This window comes from Thermobaculum terrenum ATCC BAA-798, from assembly GCF_000025005.1.
In the GTDB taxonomy this organism is placed as follows: domain Bacteria; phylum Chloroflexota; class Chloroflexia; order Thermobaculales; family Thermobaculaceae; genus Thermobaculum; species Thermobaculum terrenum.
On the sequence record NC_013525.1, the window covers coordinates 655,386 to 675,787 of the forward strand.

Sequence of the window (20,402 nt, forward strand, 5' to 3'; positions counted from 1 at the left end):
TATAATACTTCTGTCTGAATACATATTATCTTATTATCTTTCAAGGAGAGGGGTACTCTATGTCGAAGGTATCAGCTGAGACTGGTGCCGTCCCTTCGAGGGGGTTACTGGACCGAGTTTTCAAGCTCTCTGAGTACGGCACTACTGTAAAGACCGAGGTTATGGCTGGCATCACCACTTTCATGGTGATGTCTTACATCGTCTTTGTTAATCCCTCAGTGCTAAGCCTGCAGGGCAGAGGTCTTCCTCCGGCTGCCACCCTCACAGCTACCGCTCTCGTAGCCGGTGTGATGACTATACTGATGGGGTTGTACACCAACAAGGCATTCGCCATAGCTAGTGGTATGGGACTCAATGCCGTAGTCGCCTACCAGCTTATTGCTGCTATGGGGCTGACTCCTGCTGAAGCTATGGGTGTGATAGTTATTGAAGGACTAATCATCTTGGTGCTAACTCAAACTAACTTCCGAGAGGCGATTATGAGGGCGATACCTACCGAGCTCAAGAGAGCTATAGCGGTAGGTATCGGTCTATTTCTCGCCTTTATAGGACTGGTGAACGCAGGCTTTGTTGTTCCCGGTACGCCAGATACTACAGCTGTTAGGTTGGGAGACCTAACAACCTTTCCTATTCTGGTGTTTGTGTTTGGCATGATGGTGATGATCTTCCTCAGGAGTGTAGGGGCTAGGATACACCCCATTGTAGGTAATGCCTACTTGCTTATAGGTATCCTCTTGACGACCCTGTTTGCTACGATCATAAATACAACATTCTTTGATCGTAGTGCCTGGTCAGTGCCCGGCGTCGCGCAGTGGCCAAGCAGTATAATCTCTGCTCCTGACTTCAGCACCATAGGTAATGTGAACCTCACAGGAGTATTCAACAAGCTTGGTACAATAAGTGCCCTGCTGGTTATCTTCTCGATAATGCTGAGTGATTTCTTCGATACCATGGGTACTCTCGTCGGTGTTGGTAGTAAGGCTGGTTATCTTGATGATCAGGGTAACTTCCCGGATGTCAAGAAGCCTCTGCTGGTAGACTCCCTTGCGGCCGTGGTAGGTGGTTTCGCGAACGCCTCCAGTGCCACTACCTACATCGAAAGTGCTGCTGGTATAGAGGCTGGTGGACGCACTGGCCTGACCTCCGTAGTGACGGGTATATGTTTCCTGCTGATGATGTTCCTGTCGCCCTTGGCGTCTGTGATACCTGCCCAAGCAACCGCACCGGCCCTCGTGTTAGTGGGTTGGATGATGATGACTACTCTTGCTGAGTCCGAGGAAACTGCTGACGAGGTCGAGCATACAGCTTCCGGGCCAAGGTCCACTATACCTTTTGGAAACTTTGAGGTTGGCTTCCCCGCAGCTATCACAATGATAGTAATGCCCTTCACCTATTCGATCACGGATGGTATCGGCGCTGGCATCATACTCTACACTCTGATACAAATCTTTACTGGTAAAGCCAGGAAGGTACACCCAGGACTGTGGATAGTCACCGTAGCCTTTGTTCTCTACTTCCTGCAGGGGGTACTGGACAAGTACCTTATCTAAATTATCTTCGGTAACCCAACCAAATCAGGGGAGGTTATCTCCCCTGATTTGGTGTTTAATTAATAAACTTTGGATGTTTGGATACGCGATGAAGGGAATATTATGATGAAGACCTGTGATAGATGTGGAAGAATCAACCCTCCAGATGCTGCTTACTGCCTGACCTGTGCAACTCCATTGGCATCTGGGAGTAGTTTCTGGAGTAGGTTTGATCGCGGGTTTTCTAGTGGTAATGTGTCGTCTTCTCGCTCGACCTGGCGGGATCGCCTGCCAGTAGCCATAGAAGAGCTGGTATTTGACCTTTTGAAAGCCATGATAAAATTCTATCTGTACATGCGGGATGGGCGAACCTCTGCCCGCTCTGGCAGGCTTGGGTCGAATCTGGGGTATAGATGGTCCAGGTTCAGGCAAGTAGTCTCTGAAGCCAGGACGGAGTACTCTAGGAGATTCAAATAGAGATATCCTTAGGAGGAGAAGTGTCTGCTATCTACTGTCAAGTATGTGGTTTAGCCAATAGGGCGGGTAGCAACTATTGCAACCGTTGTGGTGCCAAGCTAGAGGAGCAGTCGGTGCTTCCGGATTGGTTGCTTGAGGTGTCTAAGCACTCTGAGGATGCCGTTCCCGATTGGCTTCAGAAGGCAACTACCGAGACGGATTTAGCTCTGAGCGAGGAAGAAGCACAGGATGAGTTGTCTTTTGAATTCTTTGAGGAAGAGGATGCTCCCCCTGAGGAGGAACTACTGACTATAGATGACATCATATCGGAAGACTACAACCCTGAAAGGAAGAATGATAACCCCACCTCCCAGGCTGACTAACTTATAGCTTCTCTTATAATACTGCGCACTATGAACTCAACATTGGCTGGTCTCTCAGCAAGCCTTCTCATGAAGTACGGGTACCATTCTTTACCAAATGGAACGTAGCATCTTACACGATAGCCCTCAGCGGCCAACGTACGTTGAAGGTCTCTTCTGACACCATACAGCATCTGGAACTCAAAGTTGTCGACTGGTATAGAATTCTTCTGTACGAAGTTCTTTGCGTGGTTTATTATCCTCTCATCATGGGTAGCTATGGCTGGGTAGTTGCCGTTTGTAAGTAGATATTCCATCAGGATTATGTAGTTTCTGTCTACATCCTTCTTATCCTGATATGCTACCTCCGGTGGCTCCAAATATGCTCCCTTGCACAGCCTAATACGCGCTCCCATACGCACGAGTTCTTGAACATCATCATAAGACCTACGTAGGTAGCTTTGTATGACCACTCCGAGGTTCTTGTGTCTATGGTACAGATCCTTGAAGATATCCAGGGTCTTCTGGGTATAAGCACTGCTCTCCATATCTATGCGGACGAATATATCATAGCCTTCGGCCTTGGAGACTATCTCTTCTAAGTGACGCTTACATATTTCTTCGTCTATATCCAGGCCAAGTTGTGTGAGCTTAAGAGATACATAGTTGCCTATACCCGAAGAGTACATTCTATCGAGTAGGCTCAAATAAAAGTCTGTAGATTCTCTAGCAGAGGATAAGTCGGTGACGTTCTCTCCGAGGTAGTCAAGGGCACTCTCTATACCCTGTTTACGCAAGCTTTGGACGACTCCGAATGCAGACTCTATGGTCTCTCCGGCTACAAAGCGCCAAGCTATGTTTCTAAACGCAGGATACCTTGAGATAAAATGACGCAACCAAGCCTGATTGCTAAGGTAAAGTAATAACTTTCTAAGCATGGCCGGTTGCGTCACTCCTTCTAATAAGCTTATTTATCTTTGAAATAATCTGCGTTGATCTGTATGTAGTGTTGCCATTGCTCGGGCACACTATCCTCCGGGTAGATGGCGCTTACCGGGCACTCGGGCTCACAAGCCCCACAGTCTATACATTCGTCTGGATGTATATAGTACATGGGGGCTTCATCGTCGGTGTATATGCAATCTACAGGGCAGACCTCCACACAGGAGGCATCCTTGACTCCTATGCATGGCTCTGTAATAACATATGGCATATCGACACCATCCTCTTTCTAGTTTTTATGAACGCAGCTTATGCTATCTTGCGACCGGTGCAGTGTCAAGTGTCTTGAACCAGTTTACAGTCTCATTAATCACAGCCCTTTCCCATTCTAGCGAGGAGAAAACGTGATCGGCCCCGTCTACGATCATTAGTCTGGCCTGATCTCCGAGCGCGTTCTTGAACCTGTAAGCATGTTCAACGGGAACAGTCTCGTCATTAGATCCATGTATTACTAGCGCAGGACCTTTATACTGCTTTATCTGTTGTTCCGGTATGATCTGGTGTGCTTGCTCGATAAATTCCCTGCTTAGAGGAATCCCTCCAAGGTCTACATACCCTGAGGACTGTAGCTGCGCTAGCCTCATGTCATCTGTGTTGCTGTCTAGTAGCTCTCCCATGTTAGCCACTGCGGACCATAACACGAGAGCTTTCACTTCCTGCCTTTGGCCAGCAAGACAGGCAGCCACGAAGCCTCCCATGCTCAAGCCCAATACTCCTATTCTAGAGCGATCTACCTCTGGTTGAGACATAAGGAAATCCAAAGCCGCATTTGCGTCGTCTATCTCCCCCTGAGGGGTGGTATTCATGAAATCTCCCTGACTATTGCCTGAGCCTCTGAAATCAAATCTGAGGGCTGTAATTCCTCTAGATGCTAGCGCCCTAGCAGTCTTGGTATAAATGAAGTGGGATTCTATGTGCGTACCCCCTAGTCCATGTAACATCAACACCGCAGGCCCTGGCGAGTTGGTTTCGGGGGTATGAATTATTCCGAACAGACTAAGCCCATTGCTATCGATAGTTACTGTCCTTTCCATTGCAACCTCTAAGTCGTATATTAGTCTTGGCCGGGAGATTGATCAGCAAGCCATATGCCAGAATAAATGCTGTAGAAGTTTATCCAACTATCAGCTACAAGTATAAAGCTAGAACTATACGGACTACCTGGAATTTATCGACAAATACACGACCTCACATGAGTATAATCTTGGCTTGAGTATCAATAACGAGGTGATAGGTTTGTCTCTGCAGGAGAGGATAGCAAATATTATAGATTCCGTAGGTTATTTTGGTGTTGCGGCAAAGGACCTGACACAGGGAAGAGAGCTGTTCATTAATGCTGATGAAACATTCAACACAGCCAGCGTGATTAAGGTCCCTATCATGATAGAGCTATTTAGGCGAGTCTATGAGGACAATGTTTCTCTGGATGACAGGCTAATCCTGGAAGATAGATTTAGAACCGGCGGCTCGGGCATTCTGAAGGAGTTCCGTTCAGGTCTACAGCTCACGCTATGGGATCTATGCGTGGCCATGATCGCTCTAAGCGATAATGTTGCGACGAACATGCTTATAGACTATCTAGGGATAGATGCCATTAATCGCTGTATGGATTCTCTAGGCGCCCATAACACCAGGCTTCATCGCATGGTAGGGTTCAAGAGCATTAAACCTGATCAGCCAAAAGGATTAGGTAGAACAACTCCAAGAGATATGATGATGATCTTCCAGAAGCTGGCTGAGGGGAATGTGATTAGCGAGAGTGCCAGCGAAGAGATGATAGCGATACTTGCTAAGCAGCATGATAGGAACATGATCCCCAGGCTTCTTCCGATAGATTATGATTCCGTTAGCGGAGACTACGACAGCGCTATAGTGGCTAACAAAACTGGAGCTGTAGATGGAGTAAGAAATGATGTTGCTCTCATAAGGTTCGCCGATGGTAGGCAATGGGTGATATGTATACTGACTAAAGATCTCAGGGATCTTTCATGGAAGGTTGATCACGAAGGCGAGATCGCTATTGCCAAGATAGCTTTGGAGATATATAAGGAGTGGATTTGAGGTGGTTAATCCACCTCAAATCCATACTTGGCGTTCAGATCCGATTTGAGATCCAGGAATTTCTGGACCAATGTAGAGTTGGCTACAAGTATAGAGCTGGTTCTGGAATCCCAATCTTTACCGTCGAAGGCCCTAACTTCGCCTCCAGCCTCTCTCACGATCAAGACTCCTGCAGCCACATCCCATACGTTCACTTCTGGGCGGTAGTATAGGTCCAGCTTGCCAGAAGCGACGTAGCACATGCCACAGCAGACTGACCCAAGCATTCTCGTTCGTCTGACGGCCATAAAGATCCCCTGCAGGACGAGAGGGGGTATTCGCTGAGCATAATCGATGGGCAGCAAATCTGTGGAGGCGATAGCATCCTTTAAGTGCTCCTTCTGCCCGACATCTATGCGATGGTTGTTTAGCCACGCTCCATTGCCCTTGGAAGCATGGTAAGTTTCGTTCGTCACCGGCAGGTGTATGGCAGCTGCTACCGGCTCGCCATTCTCCATGAGAGCCACTGATACTGCCCATATAGGAATCCCCAGTGCGAAGTTACGGGTCCCGTCGATTGGATCCACCACCCAAGTCCAGTGGTCCATTAGCTGGTGTGGTGATAGTTCTTCTCCCAGGACTTGGTGATCTGGGTATCTCCTTTTTATTTGCTCCAGGATAATCTTCTCAGCTGCCAAATCCAGTTCTGTGACTACGGAGTCGTCTGCCTTCAAACGTGTCTGAATTTTCTCTCCGAACTGTTCTCTTAGCCAGCTACCAACGTGCTTGGCTATCTCCACCGCGGATTTCTGAAAATCCTTGTACTCTTCATGCATTGGAGTGTAGATCCTTCAACATGGTGAATTGCCTTATAAGCGGCTGCACGTCAAAAGGCGCGTAACCCATCTGCCTTGCTACATCTTCGTTCTCCATAGTCTCACCAGTGCTCCATAGATCCTTCAGGAACTTGCCTACATCCGGATTGCTGTACCACCTATCACCATACAGGCTCTGTAAGTGCTCCCTAAGCATGGCTTCAGTTATCCATGCTCTCAGGTAGTCTGCGGAGTAGTATCCACTATCCATGTCGTTCACGAAGTTCTGTGGGGGGTAAATAAACCCCGTGGCAGAAGATAGCTCATTAGTATAGAGCTGCATGTTTCTGTGCTCATCCATTGGGTTTTCAAAGAACAGGAGCTCATAGTTCAGCTTGGCTATATATCTACGGAGGAGGAAGAACTCTGAGAGCTTGCTGTAGTAAGAGATCTCCTTGGCTTTGTCTTCTGGCACACCCAGCATATCAACTAACCAATTGGGATTCATGGTGAGAAATTCCATCAGGAAGCTGTAGATCTCTGTCAGTGCATAGCTGGTACCTATGACCTTATAGATGTAATCCAGATCTGCTCTGACGTTGCCGTAGTGCTGAGCATGCCCTGCCTCGTGGAAGAATGCGTCGTAATCGTCCATGCCGCCAATAGGCTTGATGACTAGGTGTACTTCGAATGGTGGATCAGGTGCATAGCATACGGCTCTGGGATTCTTTTTGGGGCGATCTTCCGTATCAAGATGTATGTTAGATTGCTCGTCCACGTTAATCCCCATCCCCGCCATCGTGCGACGGTAGGTTTCCACTAACTTATCTTTGGGGAAGTACTGGTCGTACTCTGGCTTCCTGTCCATATAAGCAAAGTGATGGCTACCTATCTCTCCAAGACGCCGACCGAGAGCCTTAGAAACCCACTCTCCCATGAGTTCTCGATATAAGTCCTCAGTCTCGGTCATGAATGTTTGGAGCTGAGATCTCAACAGGTCATAGTCGAGTCTTTTCTTCTCACTGTTGTACGCAGTGTAGGAGTAGTACCCAAACTCATCCGAAAGCGTCTGTAACCTTTTACGAATGATCTCCATTCTGTCAGGGTTGGTTTGCTCAACCACCCCAAGCATGACTTCTCTAATCCTGTCTCTTTTGTCGTAGTCGGGTTCTTCTGATATGAGCTTATGAAGGTTATGGTATGGGACTTCCTGCCCATCTATATTGACCACAGCGTTCATCTCGAATGAGACGATGCGATCTTCTATCTCTGCCGTTTGGGTTTCGATGTAGCCGTCTAGCAGGTAGTAGTATATGCGCCTAAGGCGCTCCTTCTGCTTGGGATCGGTCTCGGAATCATAAGCTTCTCGTATTGTTTCGAGAGTTTCCAAATTATATAGCCAGGAATATTTTGCAAGTATGCTGGCTATGTCCTGGGAATCTTTCAGTCCCACTCTGGCCAGACGACTTTCAGTCTCTATGTCGTAAGTACTGTCGTGGATGCCCTTTACAATATCTTCTATCTGTGTGTTAGTCATGCTATGTTTCCTCCAAACCCTAAGCATCAGATGGTCCAGGTTCCCAGCCAGTTACCTGAGACCATTCACTTGCTCTTCGTATAGTATTCCATATAAAGGGGCTCTTGGAATCTGTGTACTTTTCCCGGTCATTTCTGAACTTCCTTGCCAGCTTGTATTTCAATTGTGCATATTCCTGTGCTGTTTGTGGGTGAACTCTGAGGTAATCCCTGAACAACAGCGATAGCTGCTCTGAAAAGCTCCCAGCCTTACGCACGTGTATATGAGTTCTGACTTGACCTGGGGGCTCACGAAAGTATCGTTTAGTAATATCTGGGTTATTGGCTACCCAGACGTAACCTAAATCAGTCAGTGGGTCTAGGTACCGTGACATAGGCTCCAGAGACGCAACCGATATCTGAATATCTATTACCGGTTTAGCGGCCAGCCCCGTAACTGATGTCGATCCTATGTGATCTATTCGCAGGGCTGCTTCTCCCAAGGCTATTCTGATAGTGTGAGCGAAGGCTTGGAATAGATTAGGCCACTCAGGATCATAGGGGACGACTATTACTGGATCCGCACGCCAGGAATTCATAGGATATCAACCAGCATAATATACTCCTGTGGATCAAAGAAAACCTCGCTTGATAGAAAGGTCTCTACGTATGCTATCTTGAACCCAGCTGTCAGTAGTGGACGAAGTGCAGGGTGTGGTCCTGGAACTGAGATGCTCAGAGTTTTGAATGCTGTTTGTTGTAGGCAGAAATTGACGATGGAGAGTGTAATGTCCTTGGATAATTTGCTGTTCAGAGATGCTATTGGTCCGATCTCACAGCGGTTTGTGGATTGATCGATCTGATAGTACGCATATCCTTGTGTTTCCCCCGATATGGAAACAAGCAAAGGTACGTAGCCCGTTTCTTCCAGGTATTCCAGGTCCTGAACCCTATGTCTGCCGGAAACCTGTGAATCAATGCTGAGTACTCTGGGATCTCGCCGTGTAGCTTTAACGAGTTCCACCTGCTCTTGAACATCCAACAAGGGTGTTTTTATCTCCTCTCTCCCCGCTCTGAGTACGAAGTTCTGCCATCGAGGTTGCATACCTTGTCTTATATACAGAGCAAGTGCCCTTTTGTCCTCCGATGACACAGTACACTTAATTCCTGTTTTGCCTTTAAGTGTCACATCAAGTAGAGTCTGCCCTACTTTCTGCGATTGCTTTTGAGGATGTACGAATAGCTCGGCCAGGTAGTGGACTTGCCCTCGGTTCAGTACGGCGGAGAAGCCAATCAGCTCACCATCTGAGTCTTCAGCGACGTACATCTCTCCAGTCTTCAACTCATGTTGGATGTAGCTTGGTATGTCAGGTGTCTGAACTTCCGTATCTTCCTCGTTCAATTGGATAATCGTGTTGATGTTTGCTAGATCTGTAGTACTTGCGGGGCGGATTAGCATGGCAAGGACTCTCCCTAAAATCGAAAACTAGGCAAAGATAAGTATACGCTACCGTAGATTTCTGTTCTATCTGATGCAATAATGTTATGTACTAGGAGACCAAATTTTTCTGTGATTGGCATGCAGAAGGAGAGTCCGGTTCAGCATCCTCCGAGGGTGCTCCAGATAGCAACCATTGCTGGAACTCAGCCGATGTTAGGGCAGTCTGCCACTCGTAGTAGAGATCTATAGCCATCGCTCTAAATGGACCGTCGCCTGCTCCCTGCCTGAGGCAGTATGCTGCCAACCATTGTTGAAAGCTTTCGGGTGGTGGGTCCTCACGAACCACAGATTCCATAATATCTCTTTTGATGCCCATCCCAATGGCATCCGGAGTTGTATTTCTCTTACGCTTCTTTCTTCTGCCTTCACTAGCCTGGAGGGCATATAGCAGATATTTACAAAACGTTGAAGGTCTAACTAGATCTTCCGTTGACCTTAGGTCTTTATCCATGGCCAGAGACCTTTCTTGCTTCCCTTAAGGGTAACCAAGGTTATAGGTTGAAATCCAAGTCCGCTCGGTCTTTGAAAGCCGTTTGATAGCGCTATGAGATCCAACTCCACGGATGCTAGGTCCTCCGCCAGCAGCTCATCCGGATGCAGGGCGTCCAAAGTAGTGATGGCTTTGATATAACTCTTGCACTGAGAGCAGGTCTCTACTTTTCTCAGGCTGTTGACCTGTGTTGAGATGGATTCGAGTGATCTGTGATCTCTATTTCCGCAGAAGGGACACATGGACCAGCTAATCTCCCACCCGAAGGCGCATCTGCCGCATCTAAGATATCGACTTCTATCCAATCCTCGGTACTCCAGTAGCAATGGCCATGCGCCGCATATAGGACAATACCTTCTCTCTCCAGCATCGATTGCTGCATAGCTTGCAGCCTTGATCGATATGGATCTTAGTAGAGGAGTTACTAGTAAGGGTAACATCACCTCCATAGATTTCTCATCCAGGCCATACTGACTACAAATAGCCTCGGCATTGGCCATGTCCTGGCTGATGGCTGCGGTGGTCAGCTCAGGCAGGTTGCTCTCGATCATTTTATTGATACTCTCGGATTCTCCTAGTCCTTTGGTAAGGAGCTTATGGGCCCAATCCTGCAGTAGCTGCTGTCTTAGGGAGATGTTAGCCCCATGGATGTATGGTGCAGGATCTCGGGATCCAATATTTGGGAAGATCTCGACCTGCGACCATTCCGGTTTGTCACACTCCTCAAAAGTCAGCTCTATCAGGTCTATCCATGGAGAGTACTCCGGATTAGAGATCCGAATGTCCTGTAGCGACCTATAAGCTCTGACCTGCATGATCCTCCTCTTTCAAAATGCTACTGCTCGGACGTGTCCATAATCCAGGGGGTTGGTAGTTCTTCGGGGACCTTGTATGCTGGGTTTGCGCCGTCGTGCAAGCGCACGACAGGGCCCCTGTTTCTAATATCAGCTCCAGGTCCGCCACCTCTAGTTCTCTCCGCCTCTGGGCTACACCCTACAAGCAGCATGATAGACAAAGCTAGCAGAATCAATATTTTGTTTCTTCTTAGTCTAATCATAGCTAGCTACGCCCTGACCTTATCAAGGAATTCGGAAGATATCACGACAACTAGCCTCAGTACGAACCCTCCTATAAGTACCAGTACTGCTGCAAGTAACGCGCTCCCTGGCATGATCCTCGGATTCCACTGTAGTGCCAGAGGTATCAGTAAACCTATTACTATTACGCCCAGCAGTAATATTATCCCCCAGGAGAGTAACCATCCTGGAGCGACTGCCGAGGCCCAGGATATTATTGGAGATAGCCATATTACTAGTGCAACAACTAGGATTAGCTCCAGTACAAGCAGCCAAGTGTCCATGCGGTGAACAGAGTAAAGAGCTCCTTCGTGTTGTCTCCTCTTGCTAGCAGCTAATAAGCTGATCATAGCTGCTCCTGTTGAGACACCAGAGACCATGAAGAGAAATCCTAGTAAGTTGTTGTTTGCCCAGACAGGGCGATTTGTGACAGTAAGGAGTATCCCTGTGTATCCTGCTACGGCTAGCCCTGCGATAGCTCCAAGCATCTGTATGGCTTTACTCACTATTCCCAGTTGATAGAAGAGCCCATAAAACGGCCTAGTAACTCCCTTACCTTGGACAACTACGGCGACAAATGCCAGAAAGGCGAACATGCTGAAGACCGTTACTATCCAGGTGCCAAAAGATATAGGAGACCACCACTTGAAAGCAGGCAGCCATGTCTTTGATTGCATGACCATGTGCCAAAATCTCTCTGGCCTGCCTAGGTCTATGATGAGCAGTATTGTTCCGATTATGATGGCTGGGAACGCTATTAGATAGCCTATCCTCGAGATAGACCTGTCGGCCTCACCTCTGAGTAGGTCTATAAGGGCAGATATAAAGAAACTCCCCCCAGCTATGCCGCCTACAAAGAAGTACAGCACTATCCACCATTCCCAGTGTGGTGCAGTGGTAAATACCTGACTTGGCATCTCTACCCCTCCTATTCTCCCCCACGCTCTTGGGCCTCCGCTGCGAACCTATCCATTCGGTTCTTACGGAAACTTACAAGTCCAAGTATGCCCATCACTATCGCACCAAGCACCGACAGTCCTGAGCTCGGCGCCAGGTTCTTGGATGGTAGCTGTGGATTTCTGGGTAATCCATAAACTTCAGGATCGTCGTCGAGTAGATAGAAAGCGTTGAGTCCTCCAAGAGGTCCATTCTCATCGGCACCGTATAGTTGTGCCTTGGTGTGTCCTTGTTCCTTGAGTTGCCTCAGTCTTTGATTAGCTCTCTGCTTGAGCTCGTCAATGTACCCAAATTGTATGGAATCCGTTGGACATGCCTGAGCACATGCGGGCTCTAGTCCTGCCTGTAGTCTGTCGTAACACAGGGTGCATTTTTGGGCCGTGCGGGATACTGGGTTTATATCTATCACCCCGAACGGGCAGGCTGCTATACAGGCTCTACAGCCGTTGCAGACATCAGATTGTATGACAACTGTATCGTACTCAGTACGGATAATGGCACCCGTTGGACAGACTTCCAGGCAACCAGCCTGTACACAGTGCTTACACACATCGCTCATCATCAGCCAACGAGCTGTTGACCTGTCAGGAGTGAAATCTTCTATAAACTTTACGTGTCGCCAGTGTATGCCATCCAGCTTGCGAGTGTTATCATAGCTGATACCGCTGAGCGTATTGGCTCCACCGTTAGTGGCTGGTAGCTCGTTCCACTGCTTGCACGCCACCTCACATGCTTTGCAGCCTATGCAGATGGTTGTGTCCGTGAAGAATCCCATTGGTCTAGCTTGGAATTTCTGAGCTGTAGTTGCCATTATTCCTTCTCCACGTTGCATACGAAAGCTTTCGCTTCATGTATGGATACATTTGGATCACCCACTAGGGCCGACAAGTTGTTGGTAACATCTCCTGTTACCACCCCCTCATAACCCCAGTGCCAGGGCAACCCCACATGATGTACTATTTTGCCTTCGTCGCCTATCCTGAACGGCCGCATACGTCGTGTAACCAAAGCCTTGGCCCTGATCGTACCTCTGGGTGTGCTTACTTTGACCCAATCTAGATTCCTGATGCCCTTCTCTTCGGCGAGCTCAGGGCCGATCTCCAGAAATAGTTCCGGCTGTAGTTCAGCTAGCCAAGGTAGCCAACGGCTCATCACTCCTGAGAGGTGATGCTCCGTTAGCCTGTACGTAGTCAAGATGTACGGATAGCGGGGATCTCCTATTTCAGCCAGCTTCTCCTTAGGCTCCCATATCTTGGCCACCGGGCTGTATTGCTGTTGTGGGTACAGTGGATTACGTATGGGAGATTCTATGGGCTCATAATGAGTAGGTAGAGGTCCATCCACAAGGCCAGTAGGTACAAAGAGCCATCCTTTGCCGTCGGCTTTCATAATAAATGGATCGGTCCCGGAGTGTGCGTCCAGACCTATAGCACCTTCAGGTGGCTTGTAGCTAGGTGGCTTGTTCTTAGCAAAGTCCGGCACATCATACCCTACCCAAGCACCCTTGCTGGTCTTGCCTGTCACAGGATCGGTGTAGTCAGCATTGGGATCCCACCACACGTACTTCTTGCGGTCGCTCCAAGGTTTGCCTTCCAGGTCTGCAGATGCTCTGTTATAGAGCACTCGTCGGTTCGCTGGCCATGCAAAGCCCCACTTGAGATTGGGTTGCCAAGGCTGAGCATCCGGCGGATCTGGAACTTTGCTTGCGGCAAGGTTCATCTTGGGTTCCGGGAACACTCCACAGTATATCCAGGAAGCACATGTGGTTGATCCGTCATCTTTGAGCTCTGAGAAGCTCTTTAGGTGCTTACTGGGTTCTGCGGTGTAGAAGCCGTTGATCTCCTTCAGGATCTTGTATACGTCTGGTTCCCCTTCTGGATTGATATCGACCGATAGATCATCATCTGGCCTTAGAGCTTTGGACTCTTCATCCAGATCATAGTCCCATACAAGGTTCTTGAATCCCTGATCTCTAGGAAGGTCACTGTTTGCATAAAGCTGCTTGAGCCTCTTTCCAAGCTGATAGGTGAACCACAGATCTGATCTACAGTCTCCAGGGGATTCTGCAGCCTTATAATGCCACTGCATGAGCCTTTGTGTATTAGTAAAGCTGCCCTCAAGCTCTGCAACTTGGGCAGATGGGAAGAAAAACACCTCGGTCTGTATGTCTTCAGGCTTTATCTCTCCATTGCGTACCTCTGGTGAATTCTTCCAGAACGTAGCTGTCTCGGTTATGAAGTTGTCTTTGACCACCAGCCACTTTAGCTTGGCCAAAGCTCTGCGCTGGAAACCAGCGTCTTGCCCCCCAACAGCTGGGTTCTGACCTATGGCGAACATGCCCTCTACTTCTCCGTTCATCATGCGGACGAACGTGGGCATGTGTGAGTGGTCACCGACTATCTTGGGATGCCAGTCGTATCCGAAGTCGTTCTCCGGTGTAGCTGCATCACCATACATAGATTTCAGATAGCTGACCATGAACTTGGGTGTGTTAGCCCAATAGCTGGTAGGGAGAGTCTCCAGTGCCAGGTAATCTCCAAGAGTCTTGTGGTTCTTGCTCTTGGTGTGTGCAGGTGCTGGCATATAGCCCTGTATACTGTGGTAGAGAGTAGGTATATCTGTAGATCCTTGGATCGTGGCATGCCCTCTCAGAGCGAGGATGCCACCACCTGGCCTGCCGATATTCCCAAGCAGTAATTGGAGCAAGGCACAGCACCCTATGGTCTGGGGACCATCTGTGTGCTGAGTCCATGCTAGGGCGTAGGCAAATGCGGTGGTACGATCTCTTCCTGAGTTCTGCAGAATCGTCTCCGCTACCTTGAGGAATGTCTCCTTAGGACAGCCAGTGACCTTCTCAACCATCTCTGGGGTGTATCTATCGAAGTGTCTGCGCACTATCTGGAATACGCAGTTAGGATCCTGAAGGGTCTCATCCCTTCTAGGTGCGGGCTTTAGTAGCGACTTCACCAGGTTATCGTAAGGAGGTCCCTGAGGATTCTCAGGTTTTTGCCCCGGGTTACCCGAGGTTACGCTTTGTTCTCCTGACTGTGCTGTAGAGGCCGATCTGCCCTGATCGCCAACGGGAGTACGTGCGTACTGCCAAGTAGTATTATCGTACTCACCTATGAATCCATTTATAGGATCACCCTCATACGGTTTCCATCCAGAGAACTTGCCAGCGAGGTCTTCAGTATCTTTGTAATCCTCGTTGATTATAGTGGCGGCATTAGTGTAATGCAGCAGATAATTCCGGAAGAAATCATCCTTCTGCCACCTCTCATCGTTGATTACATAGCGTATCAGTCCCCCTAGGAATGCTACGTCTGAACCCGAACGTATAGGCGCATGAATATCTGCCATAGCACTGGTGCGAGTAAACCGAGGGTCGACGTGGATAAGTTTCGCACCATTGAGCTTGGCCTGCATCACCCACCTGAAGGCTACGGGGTGACACTCAGCCATGTTTGATCCTTGTATAACTATGCAGTCGGAAGCTGTCAGATTAGCTGGAAAGGTCGTGGAGGCTCCACGTCCTAGCCTTGTTCCCAGACCGGGAACGCTCGAGCTGTGTCATATACGGGCCTGGTTTTCAATGGCTACTACGCCTAGCCCTCTCATGAGCTTCTGTTGCAGATGGTTCCATTCGTTGTCCAGGGTTGCTCCACCCAATGAAAATATGGCCAGGGTATGCATCAGTGGAGTGCCATCATCAGCCTTCTCGACGAAGGTTCTGTCTCTAGTCTCCTTCACGAGGCGAGCCACTCTGTCCATTGCCTCGTTCAGATCCATCTCCTCCCACTCGGTGGCTCCTGGCTTTCGATGCAACACTTTAGTGACCCTGTTGGGATTAACATGGAGCTGGAAGCTAGCTGCTCCCTTAGGACACAAAGTTCCCTTATTGATTGGACTGTTCCTGTCCCCCTCTATGTTGACTATCTTGGGTCTGCCATCTTCACCCTGCACTGTGTGTACTAAAGTGCCACATCCTACTGCACAATAAGGGCAGACGCTAGGTACCGCTCTGGCACGAACTATACGCGCCTCCTGAGCTTTCACTGTAGTGGGCTTAAGGTCCACCCCCATAGCTACTAGTCCTCCGAGAGCAGTACCGGCAGCAACCCCACCAGAGAGCCTAAGGAAGTCCCTCCTCGAGATAGTGGTACTCATGTCTACTACTCCTTACATTGCACCCTAGTGAGCCTAAAACCATAAGTGCTGGGATTTTACTGATGATTGCGGAATTAGTCAATACTTTTTGATAAGTATATGTCGAAAATATAGATTTATTTTAATTTCTTGAGGCGGAATGTTCCTTAGTATTATTGGTCATGGCTCTACGCAGGAAGATGACTAGTTGGAGGAAGTTCTCGATGATGGGCCCGTTGATCTCTAAGGCTATTTCTTTACCATAAGTCCTTGAGGTCCTGATCAACAGCTCGTTGCCGAGTAGAGAATGCTTGAGGGTAATTAGGCTTATACTTGAGATGTCTATTCTCGAAACCTTATCGGGTACCTCGAATATCAACAGCTCATCTGAAGTGCAGGTCACGAGTTTGGCTGAGTTAGTAGAGCTACTTGGTGTGAAGGCAGATAATAGTACATCCTCTTGGCGAAGTATAGAGCTTCTGAGCTCTTGGAGAGACTTAAGATCTTCAAGATCAGACAGGTCTAGCACTCCTGAGTAATCTCGGTCGTTCAGTCCTTTGTCCTCATAGATTCGTCTCGGACTCTTACTGTTCTCAGGATATGGTAGGTATCTCCGTAATAAGCTTTCGGCTTCTGCCAACCAAAAAGTTTGTTCCCCTGGGAATGTGAATTCTAGGTGATGCTGATCTGACTTCGACCACAGGTCCAATGCTAATGTAGCTGTTTGTCCTTTTGTAAGGACTCTGACGTCTACTAGCCTCTCTGGTGGAAAAACATGAGCTACGTAACCCCAGTGGATACCTGTAGAATTGCTGGGGGGTCTCACATCTTCCACAAATAGAACCTGCTGATCTGTGATGAGCAGGATGCCCTCTGCAAGACGCCTCTTTCCTAACAATCCTAGTATCTCTCGGCCTTCTGAAATGGGCGGTCTGAGGACATACAATAGTATTCTTTCCTCAGGGTGTAAGCATTCTGCTATGTATTTTTGAAACCTATATGGAAGCCTTAGAACTTCCCTTTCATATTGAGTATGAACCTCAGATTCATCCAGCCGATGCTCCTGCAGCATCGAGGCCATCCAAGCAGGTGATGAAGACCATCCACTTTGTAGTTTTCTCTGTGAGTGGATATATCGTTCAATTGCCGCTTGCAGCGTCCGATGCGCGTCTTCCTTACTTAGCAACTCGTATTTGCATTCCTCTAAGAGGGATTGTCTTACGTCCACTGGAAGGCTATTTATTGCGTCCTGCGGCGTTTCTGCAGATACATAAACAGGATCTCCGGGGATAGTAGCTAATAATACTGTAGGGCAGTTCACTTGAAGGCCTTTAGGCTTCAATAGACCGATCACTCTTACAAGGACGTATGTTCCGGGTGCTACGGATAGACTTGAGAACACCCATGCTTTAAGACTTGTGCCATCTTCGGTTATTGTTCTCGGTACTAATCCAGTATCTACAAGTAAATTAGACTTGTGAGCTATCAATTGACTAACCAACAGCTGTCGTGCGCGGTCGTCATAGGTATATTCCAAGTACTCCTTACCAGCCTCTGTTATCAGCACCTTAACCGTCTTTTCCTCAGCCTGGATCCAATGCCTTGTAAGTTCCTGGTGAGACATTTCCCTACCTTCCGATTATCCAGCTGCGAATCCTTTGCCAAAAAGATCTGAAGCCAGGATTATTAGTACTAACCATAGGTACATTGAGAGCTTTGGTTTCAAGCTGGGACAACTGGTCCCGCAGACTTTGGTTCTCCTGTGAAAGTTCGAAGAGCCTTTGTTTTACCTGTTCTGACCAGGATTTCCACATTTCAACCGAGCCCTCCAAACCCGCCACTTTGAACTGCAGAGTCTGATTATCTCTCTCCAGGGAGAATGCCCTAAACTTCATTGCGCTATATCTGCCTTCACAATCTGCGAGGCGTCTTAGTAAGGTTTTCTCATCATTACTTTCAGTGCCTAGTAAACGTTCTGTTTGGAAGTCTGCTAGCCCTTTATCAATGAGAAATCTCAGCGATTTCTCCTCGTCCCATCCCTGTTCCTCTGCCAGCTGTTTGATACTTAGGTAGGTAGTGGATAGTAACTTTATTTGTAGAGTTACGCATTCCTCTTCCAATTAGAAAGCTCCTAACTTATGTTGCCTGTATTGATAACGATGAGAGGATTTCGTCACGAGCAATCACTCCCACAAGCTTTCCTGAATCATCGACTACAGGCAGGATCTTCTTTCTTTGTTTCACCATAAGTTCTGCTGCACTACTTATGTCTGCATCCGCACTAATACAAACTACTTCGCGGTTCATTATGTCCTCGGCAGTTCGGGCTCTGATCTTACGAATATGCTCCATCGAGCGCTCATCCCTGAGTATTTGGGCTCTTAAAATCTCCATAATACCAGCCCTATTGTGACTGCTTACTGCATTCATTAGGTCACTACTACCGATTATGCCTTTCACTTTGTTCTGTTCGTCTACTACTATCAGCCTATGTATCGGCGATTCTAGTAGCCCCTTTACTACGTCCAATATAGGTGCACCTAAATCCACTGTTGGAACTTGAGTGTGCATAATGTCGCTTACTTTCGTACTGCTTGAGATCTGTGAAGGAGGCTTTAGATCTTCCTCTCTTGCTTTGGTATGCATTGCTGCAGCTAGGATATCTACCCTGCTGACTATCCCCACAAGCTTATCTTGATCATCTACAACTGGCAAACGTTTTATCTTCTTTGAGGCCATTAGGTTAGCAGCTTCTTGAGCAGTTGCATCCTGATTTATAGTCACTGCTGGTTTACTCATTACACTGGATACGCTTGAGTTGTAGGCTTTGTTGTGGAGATCCTTCTTATCTACGTCGGTTTTGTCTAATAAGGGCAGATAGAAGGGCAGTATGCCCTGGTTGACAAGATCGGAGCTGGTTATCACCCCCAAGACGTGTTTCTCGTTATCAATCACAGGGAGGGCCTTGAATACTTGATTGTATAGCAGCTCGATAGCGTCAACTATTGGAGAGCTCACGTTTATAGATATGGGGTTTGGAGTCATAATCTCCTTTATTCTGATGTTTCTCAGCTCTCTCCCTGGATGGAATTCTCCATAAGAGTGCACATCTACATCTTCGACAGTTATAAGCCCATTTACTCCCATGCTCTGAAGCATGGGCAAAAGTTTCTCGATCTTCTCAGGGATATCCACGATGTCTATCACCAGGGGTAGGTCTTCGGATAATCTCAGGATTTTGGCAGTATGCAACCTACTTCCTCGCCCATAGCCTTCTATACCCCTTAGCACTGTTGCCCCAGCATAGCCCTCTTTCCGCAGCATCTCCACAATGGCTGTATGCATAGGCTTGCCCTGGTAGCTATCTGACTCTCCTATATAGATCCTCACCCTCTTAGCCTTACCTATAACGTTCATTGCTCTTCTCCTATGTCTTATCCAAATCCAAACCTCTAATCCCAGCCTCACCAGCAATGTGACGTATGGTTCTCAGGTCTGCTCCTCTTTCTTCTGTAATGGGTTCGAACCTAAACCTATAGTCATGCTTGCGTATGATCTCAAGCAGCTGTTTGCGCAGACCATCATTTTGCTTTATTGAATGCTCTTTCAGGAAATGAAAGATCTTACTATTTGGAGCAAGCTGAAGCGCAGATCGCAGATGTATCAAGCATAATCCTAGAGAATGTTCGTAGGTAGAACGAAACTCTTGTTCTGAAAGCCCTTCTAGAAAAGCTTCTCTCGCTATCTTCTCGGACTCTGCCTGGACGGTACAAGCAGGGCATACCTTTGTGGAGTTAATTGGTACTTTGCTATGATGCTCATGAATGTTCTTGCCAGTTATAAGCGTGCTTACAGAGGTGATTAAGTCTCGTCTCTGGTATTCAAGCTGCTGCAGGTCTTCGTTAATATGCTCAAGCACATCACTGTATATTATGGCAGTTCCTAGTAGATGTCTCTGATCCAGCCATTGGTAAGCATGCTTGTTACAGAAGCCATACGAGGCACGTAGTGAATCTCTAACTTGCGGATCATTTACAGATTCATAAGAAACACTATCCATCCAGCTAGCGACCGCGCGTAATGCTACAGAACATATAGGACATTCTCCGTTTTTTATGGCTTCTAACAGATCATAATATAGACTCTCGTGGCTCATTCCCGTCCCTTTTATCTAAGTGGATAGTAATAAAAATAGCTTCTACCAAGATTAATCTTGGTAGAAGCTATCAGCCTTGTGCGGCGCTTAAGGCGAGCTTCATCGCCTGTATTCAGTTTACACCAGATTATATTTCAGACTCCTGGACAAGTCAATTTGTCAAGTTTGACCAGTGCTTGACAGGTTAGTTCCTTCTGACGTAAATTGTGTATAGCAGTCATTTGGGCGGTTAGCTCAGTCGGTTAGAGCGCCACGTTGACATCGTGGAGGTCAGTGGTTCGAGTCCACTACCGCCCACTATTTTTTGTCCTGCATTTCCTGTGCCTCTCTCGAGTGCTACACTAGGGATAGACCTTA

Annotated in this window: 21 protein-coding genes, 1 tRNA gene and 1 riboswitch; of the genes, 5 read left to right on the top strand and 17 right to left on the bottom strand. The window is 47.8% G+C overall.

Features of this window, described 5'->3' with window-relative positions:
• Positions 1 to 59 precede the first annotated feature (59 nt).
• The 3 genes from TTER_RS02955 (at position 60) to TTER_RS02965 (ending at position 2,368) form a co-directional block, all read left to right on the top strand.
• On the top strand, positions 60 to 1,550 hold the full coding sequence (locus tag TTER_RS02955) for an NCS2 family permease (protein WP_012874550.1): 1,491 nt from the start codon (positions 60 to 62) through the stop codon (positions 1,548 to 1,550).
• Between the two features lie 102 nt (positions 1,551 to 1,652).
• Positions 1,653 to 2,006: a zinc ribbon domain-containing protein gene (locus tag TTER_RS15550; RefSeq protein WP_148211876.1), complete on the top strand. Its 354-nt coding sequence runs from the start codon at positions 1,653 to 1,655 to the stop codon at positions 2,004 to 2,006.
• A gap of 20 nt (positions 2,007 to 2,026) precedes the next feature.
• Positions 2,027 to 2,368 (top strand): zinc ribbon domain-containing protein, encoded by a 342-nt coding sequence (locus tag TTER_RS02965; protein ID WP_012874551.1) that lies wholly within the window; start codon positions 2,027 to 2,029, stop codon positions 2,366 to 2,368.
• Here TTER_RS02965 and TTER_RS02970 read toward each other — a convergent pair.
• Genes TTER_RS02970 through TTER_RS02980 form a run of 3 tightly spaced genes read right to left on the bottom strand, consistent with a single transcriptional unit; the run spans position 2,365 to position 4,383 of the window.
• On the bottom strand, positions 2,365 to 3,285 hold the full coding sequence (locus TTER_RS02970) for a proline dehydrogenase family protein (RefSeq protein WP_012874552.1): 921 nt from the start codon (positions 3,283 to 3,285) through the stop codon (positions 2,365 to 2,367). The two genes, TTER_RS02965 and TTER_RS02970, sit on opposite strands and share 4 nt — an antisense overlap.
• A 29-nt stretch (positions 3,286 to 3,314) precedes the next feature.
• Positions 3,315 to 3,560 (bottom strand): 4Fe-4S dicluster domain-containing protein, encoded by a 246-nt coding sequence (locus TTER_RS02975; protein ID WP_012874553.1) that lies wholly within the window; start codon positions 3,558 to 3,560, stop codon positions 3,315 to 3,317.
• 43 nt (positions 3,561 to 3,603) lie between these two features.
• On the bottom strand, positions 3,604 to 4,383 hold the full coding sequence (locus TTER_RS02980) for an alpha/beta hydrolase (protein WP_012874554.1): 780 nt from the start codon (positions 4,381 to 4,383) through the stop codon (positions 3,604 to 3,606).
• A gap of 175 nt (positions 4,384 to 4,558) precedes the next feature.
• Here TTER_RS02980 and TTER_RS02985 point away from each other — a divergent pair, with 175 nt between their 5' ends.
• Positions 4,559 to 5,410 carry a serine hydrolase gene (locus TTER_RS02985; protein ID WP_049822934.1) on the top strand — a complete coding sequence of 284 codons (852 nt, stop codon included), beginning with the start codon at positions 4,559 to 4,561 and terminating at the stop codon, positions 5,408 to 5,410.
• 5 nt (positions 5,411 to 5,415) lie between these two features.
• Here the strand turns inward: TTER_RS02985 and TTER_RS02990 are convergent, their stop codons facing one another.
• The 14 genes from TTER_RS02990 to TTER_RS03055 form a co-directional block, all read right to left on the bottom strand.
• Positions 5,416 to 6,225, bottom strand: coding sequence for an inositol monophosphatase family protein (locus TTER_RS02990; protein WP_012874556.1), 810 nt, complete (start codon positions 6,223 to 6,225; stop codon positions 5,416 to 5,418).
• The gene (locus tag TTER_RS02995) at positions 6,218 to 7,741 is read right to left on the bottom strand and encodes a gluzincin family metallopeptidase (RefSeq protein WP_012874557.1); all 1,524 of its coding nucleotides are present in this window, start codon (positions 7,739 to 7,741) and stop codon (positions 6,218 to 6,220) included. The genes TTER_RS02990 and TTER_RS02995 overlap by 8 nt, the downstream gene beginning before the upstream one ends.
• Positions 7,742 to 7,760: 19 nt before the next feature.
• Positions 7,761 to 8,318 (bottom strand): GrpB family protein, encoded by a 558-nt coding sequence (locus TTER_RS03000; RefSeq protein ID WP_012874558.1) that lies wholly within the window; start codon positions 8,316 to 8,318, stop codon positions 7,761 to 7,763.
• Positions 8,315 to 9,121 (bottom strand): GNAT family N-acetyltransferase, encoded by an 807-nt coding sequence (locus tag TTER_RS03005; protein WP_169302608.1) that lies wholly within the window; start codon positions 9,119 to 9,121, stop codon positions 8,315 to 8,317. The genes TTER_RS03000 and TTER_RS03005 overlap by 4 nt, the downstream gene beginning before the upstream one ends.
• A gap of 148 nt (positions 9,122 to 9,269) precedes the next feature.
• Positions 9,270 to 9,536, bottom strand: a complete 267-nt coding sequence (locus TTER_RS03010) for a hypothetical protein (protein ID WP_241215212.1) — start codon at positions 9,534 to 9,536, stop codon at positions 9,270 to 9,272.
• A gap of 119 nt (positions 9,537 to 9,655) precedes the next feature.
• Positions 9,656 to 10,525, bottom strand: coding sequence for a formate dehydrogenase accessory protein FdhE (locus tag TTER_RS03015; RefSeq protein ID WP_012874561.1), 870 nt, complete (start codon positions 10,523 to 10,525; stop codon positions 9,656 to 9,658).
• Positions 10,526 to 10,545: 20 nt separating this feature from the next.
• Positions 10,546 to 10,767 carry a hypothetical protein gene (locus TTER_RS15555; RefSeq protein ID WP_012874562.1) on the bottom strand — a complete coding sequence of 74 codons (222 nt, stop codon included), beginning with the start codon at positions 10,765 to 10,767 and terminating at the stop codon, positions 10,546 to 10,548.
• A gap of 6 nt (positions 10,768 to 10,773) precedes the next feature.
• Positions 10,774 to 11,703, bottom strand: coding sequence for an NrfD/PsrC family molybdoenzyme membrane anchor subunit (gene nrfD, locus TTER_RS03020; protein ID WP_012874563.1), 930 nt, complete (start codon positions 11,701 to 11,703; stop codon positions 10,774 to 10,776).
• Between the two features lie 11 nt (positions 11,704 to 11,714).
• Positions 11,715 to 12,554, bottom strand: a complete 840-nt coding sequence (locus TTER_RS03025; protein WP_012874564.1) for a 4Fe-4S dicluster domain-containing protein — start codon at positions 12,552 to 12,554, stop codon at positions 11,715 to 11,717.
• Positions 12,554 to 15,910: a formate dehydrogenase gene (gene fdh, locus TTER_RS03030; RefSeq protein ID WP_012874565.1), complete on the bottom strand. Its 3,357-nt coding sequence runs from the start codon at positions 15,908 to 15,910 to the stop codon at positions 12,554 to 12,556. Before fdh ends, TTER_RS03025 begins: the two co-directional genes overlap by 1 nt.
• Before the next feature lie 121 nt (positions 15,911 to 16,031).
• Complete coding sequence (locus TTER_RS03040; RefSeq protein ID WP_012874566.1) at positions 16,032 to 17,513, bottom strand: inorganic diphosphatase; 1,482 nt, start codon at positions 17,511 to 17,513, stop codon at positions 16,032 to 16,034.
• A gap of 4 nt (positions 17,514 to 17,517) precedes the next feature.
• Positions 17,518 to 18,009: a hypothetical protein gene (locus TTER_RS03045; protein ID WP_012874567.1), complete on the bottom strand. Its 492-nt coding sequence runs from the start codon at positions 18,007 to 18,009 to the stop codon at positions 17,518 to 17,520.
• Positions 18,010 to 18,025: 16 nt separating this feature from the next.
• Positions 18,026 to 19,306 (bottom strand): DUF190 domain-containing protein, encoded by a 1,281-nt coding sequence (locus TTER_RS03050; protein WP_012874568.1) that lies wholly within the window; start codon positions 19,304 to 19,306, stop codon positions 18,026 to 18,028.
• A 10-nt stretch (positions 19,307 to 19,316) separates the two neighbouring features.
• Positions 19,317 to 20,045, bottom strand: coding sequence for a DUF6062 family protein (locus tag TTER_RS03055; protein ID WP_012874569.1), 729 nt, complete (start codon positions 20,043 to 20,045; stop codon positions 19,317 to 19,319).
• A gap of 54 nt (positions 20,046 to 20,099) precedes the next feature.
• A riboswitch (Fluoride riboswitch) is annotated at positions 20,100 to 20,161 on the bottom strand.
• Positions 20,162 to 20,268: 107 nt separating this feature from the next.
• On the opposite strand from TTER_RS03055, the gene TTER_RS03060 reads away from it, so the two are divergent.
• A tRNA-Val gene (locus TTER_RS03060) sits at positions 20,269 to 20,342 on the top strand.
• Positions 20,343 to 20,402: the final 60 nt, after the last annotated feature.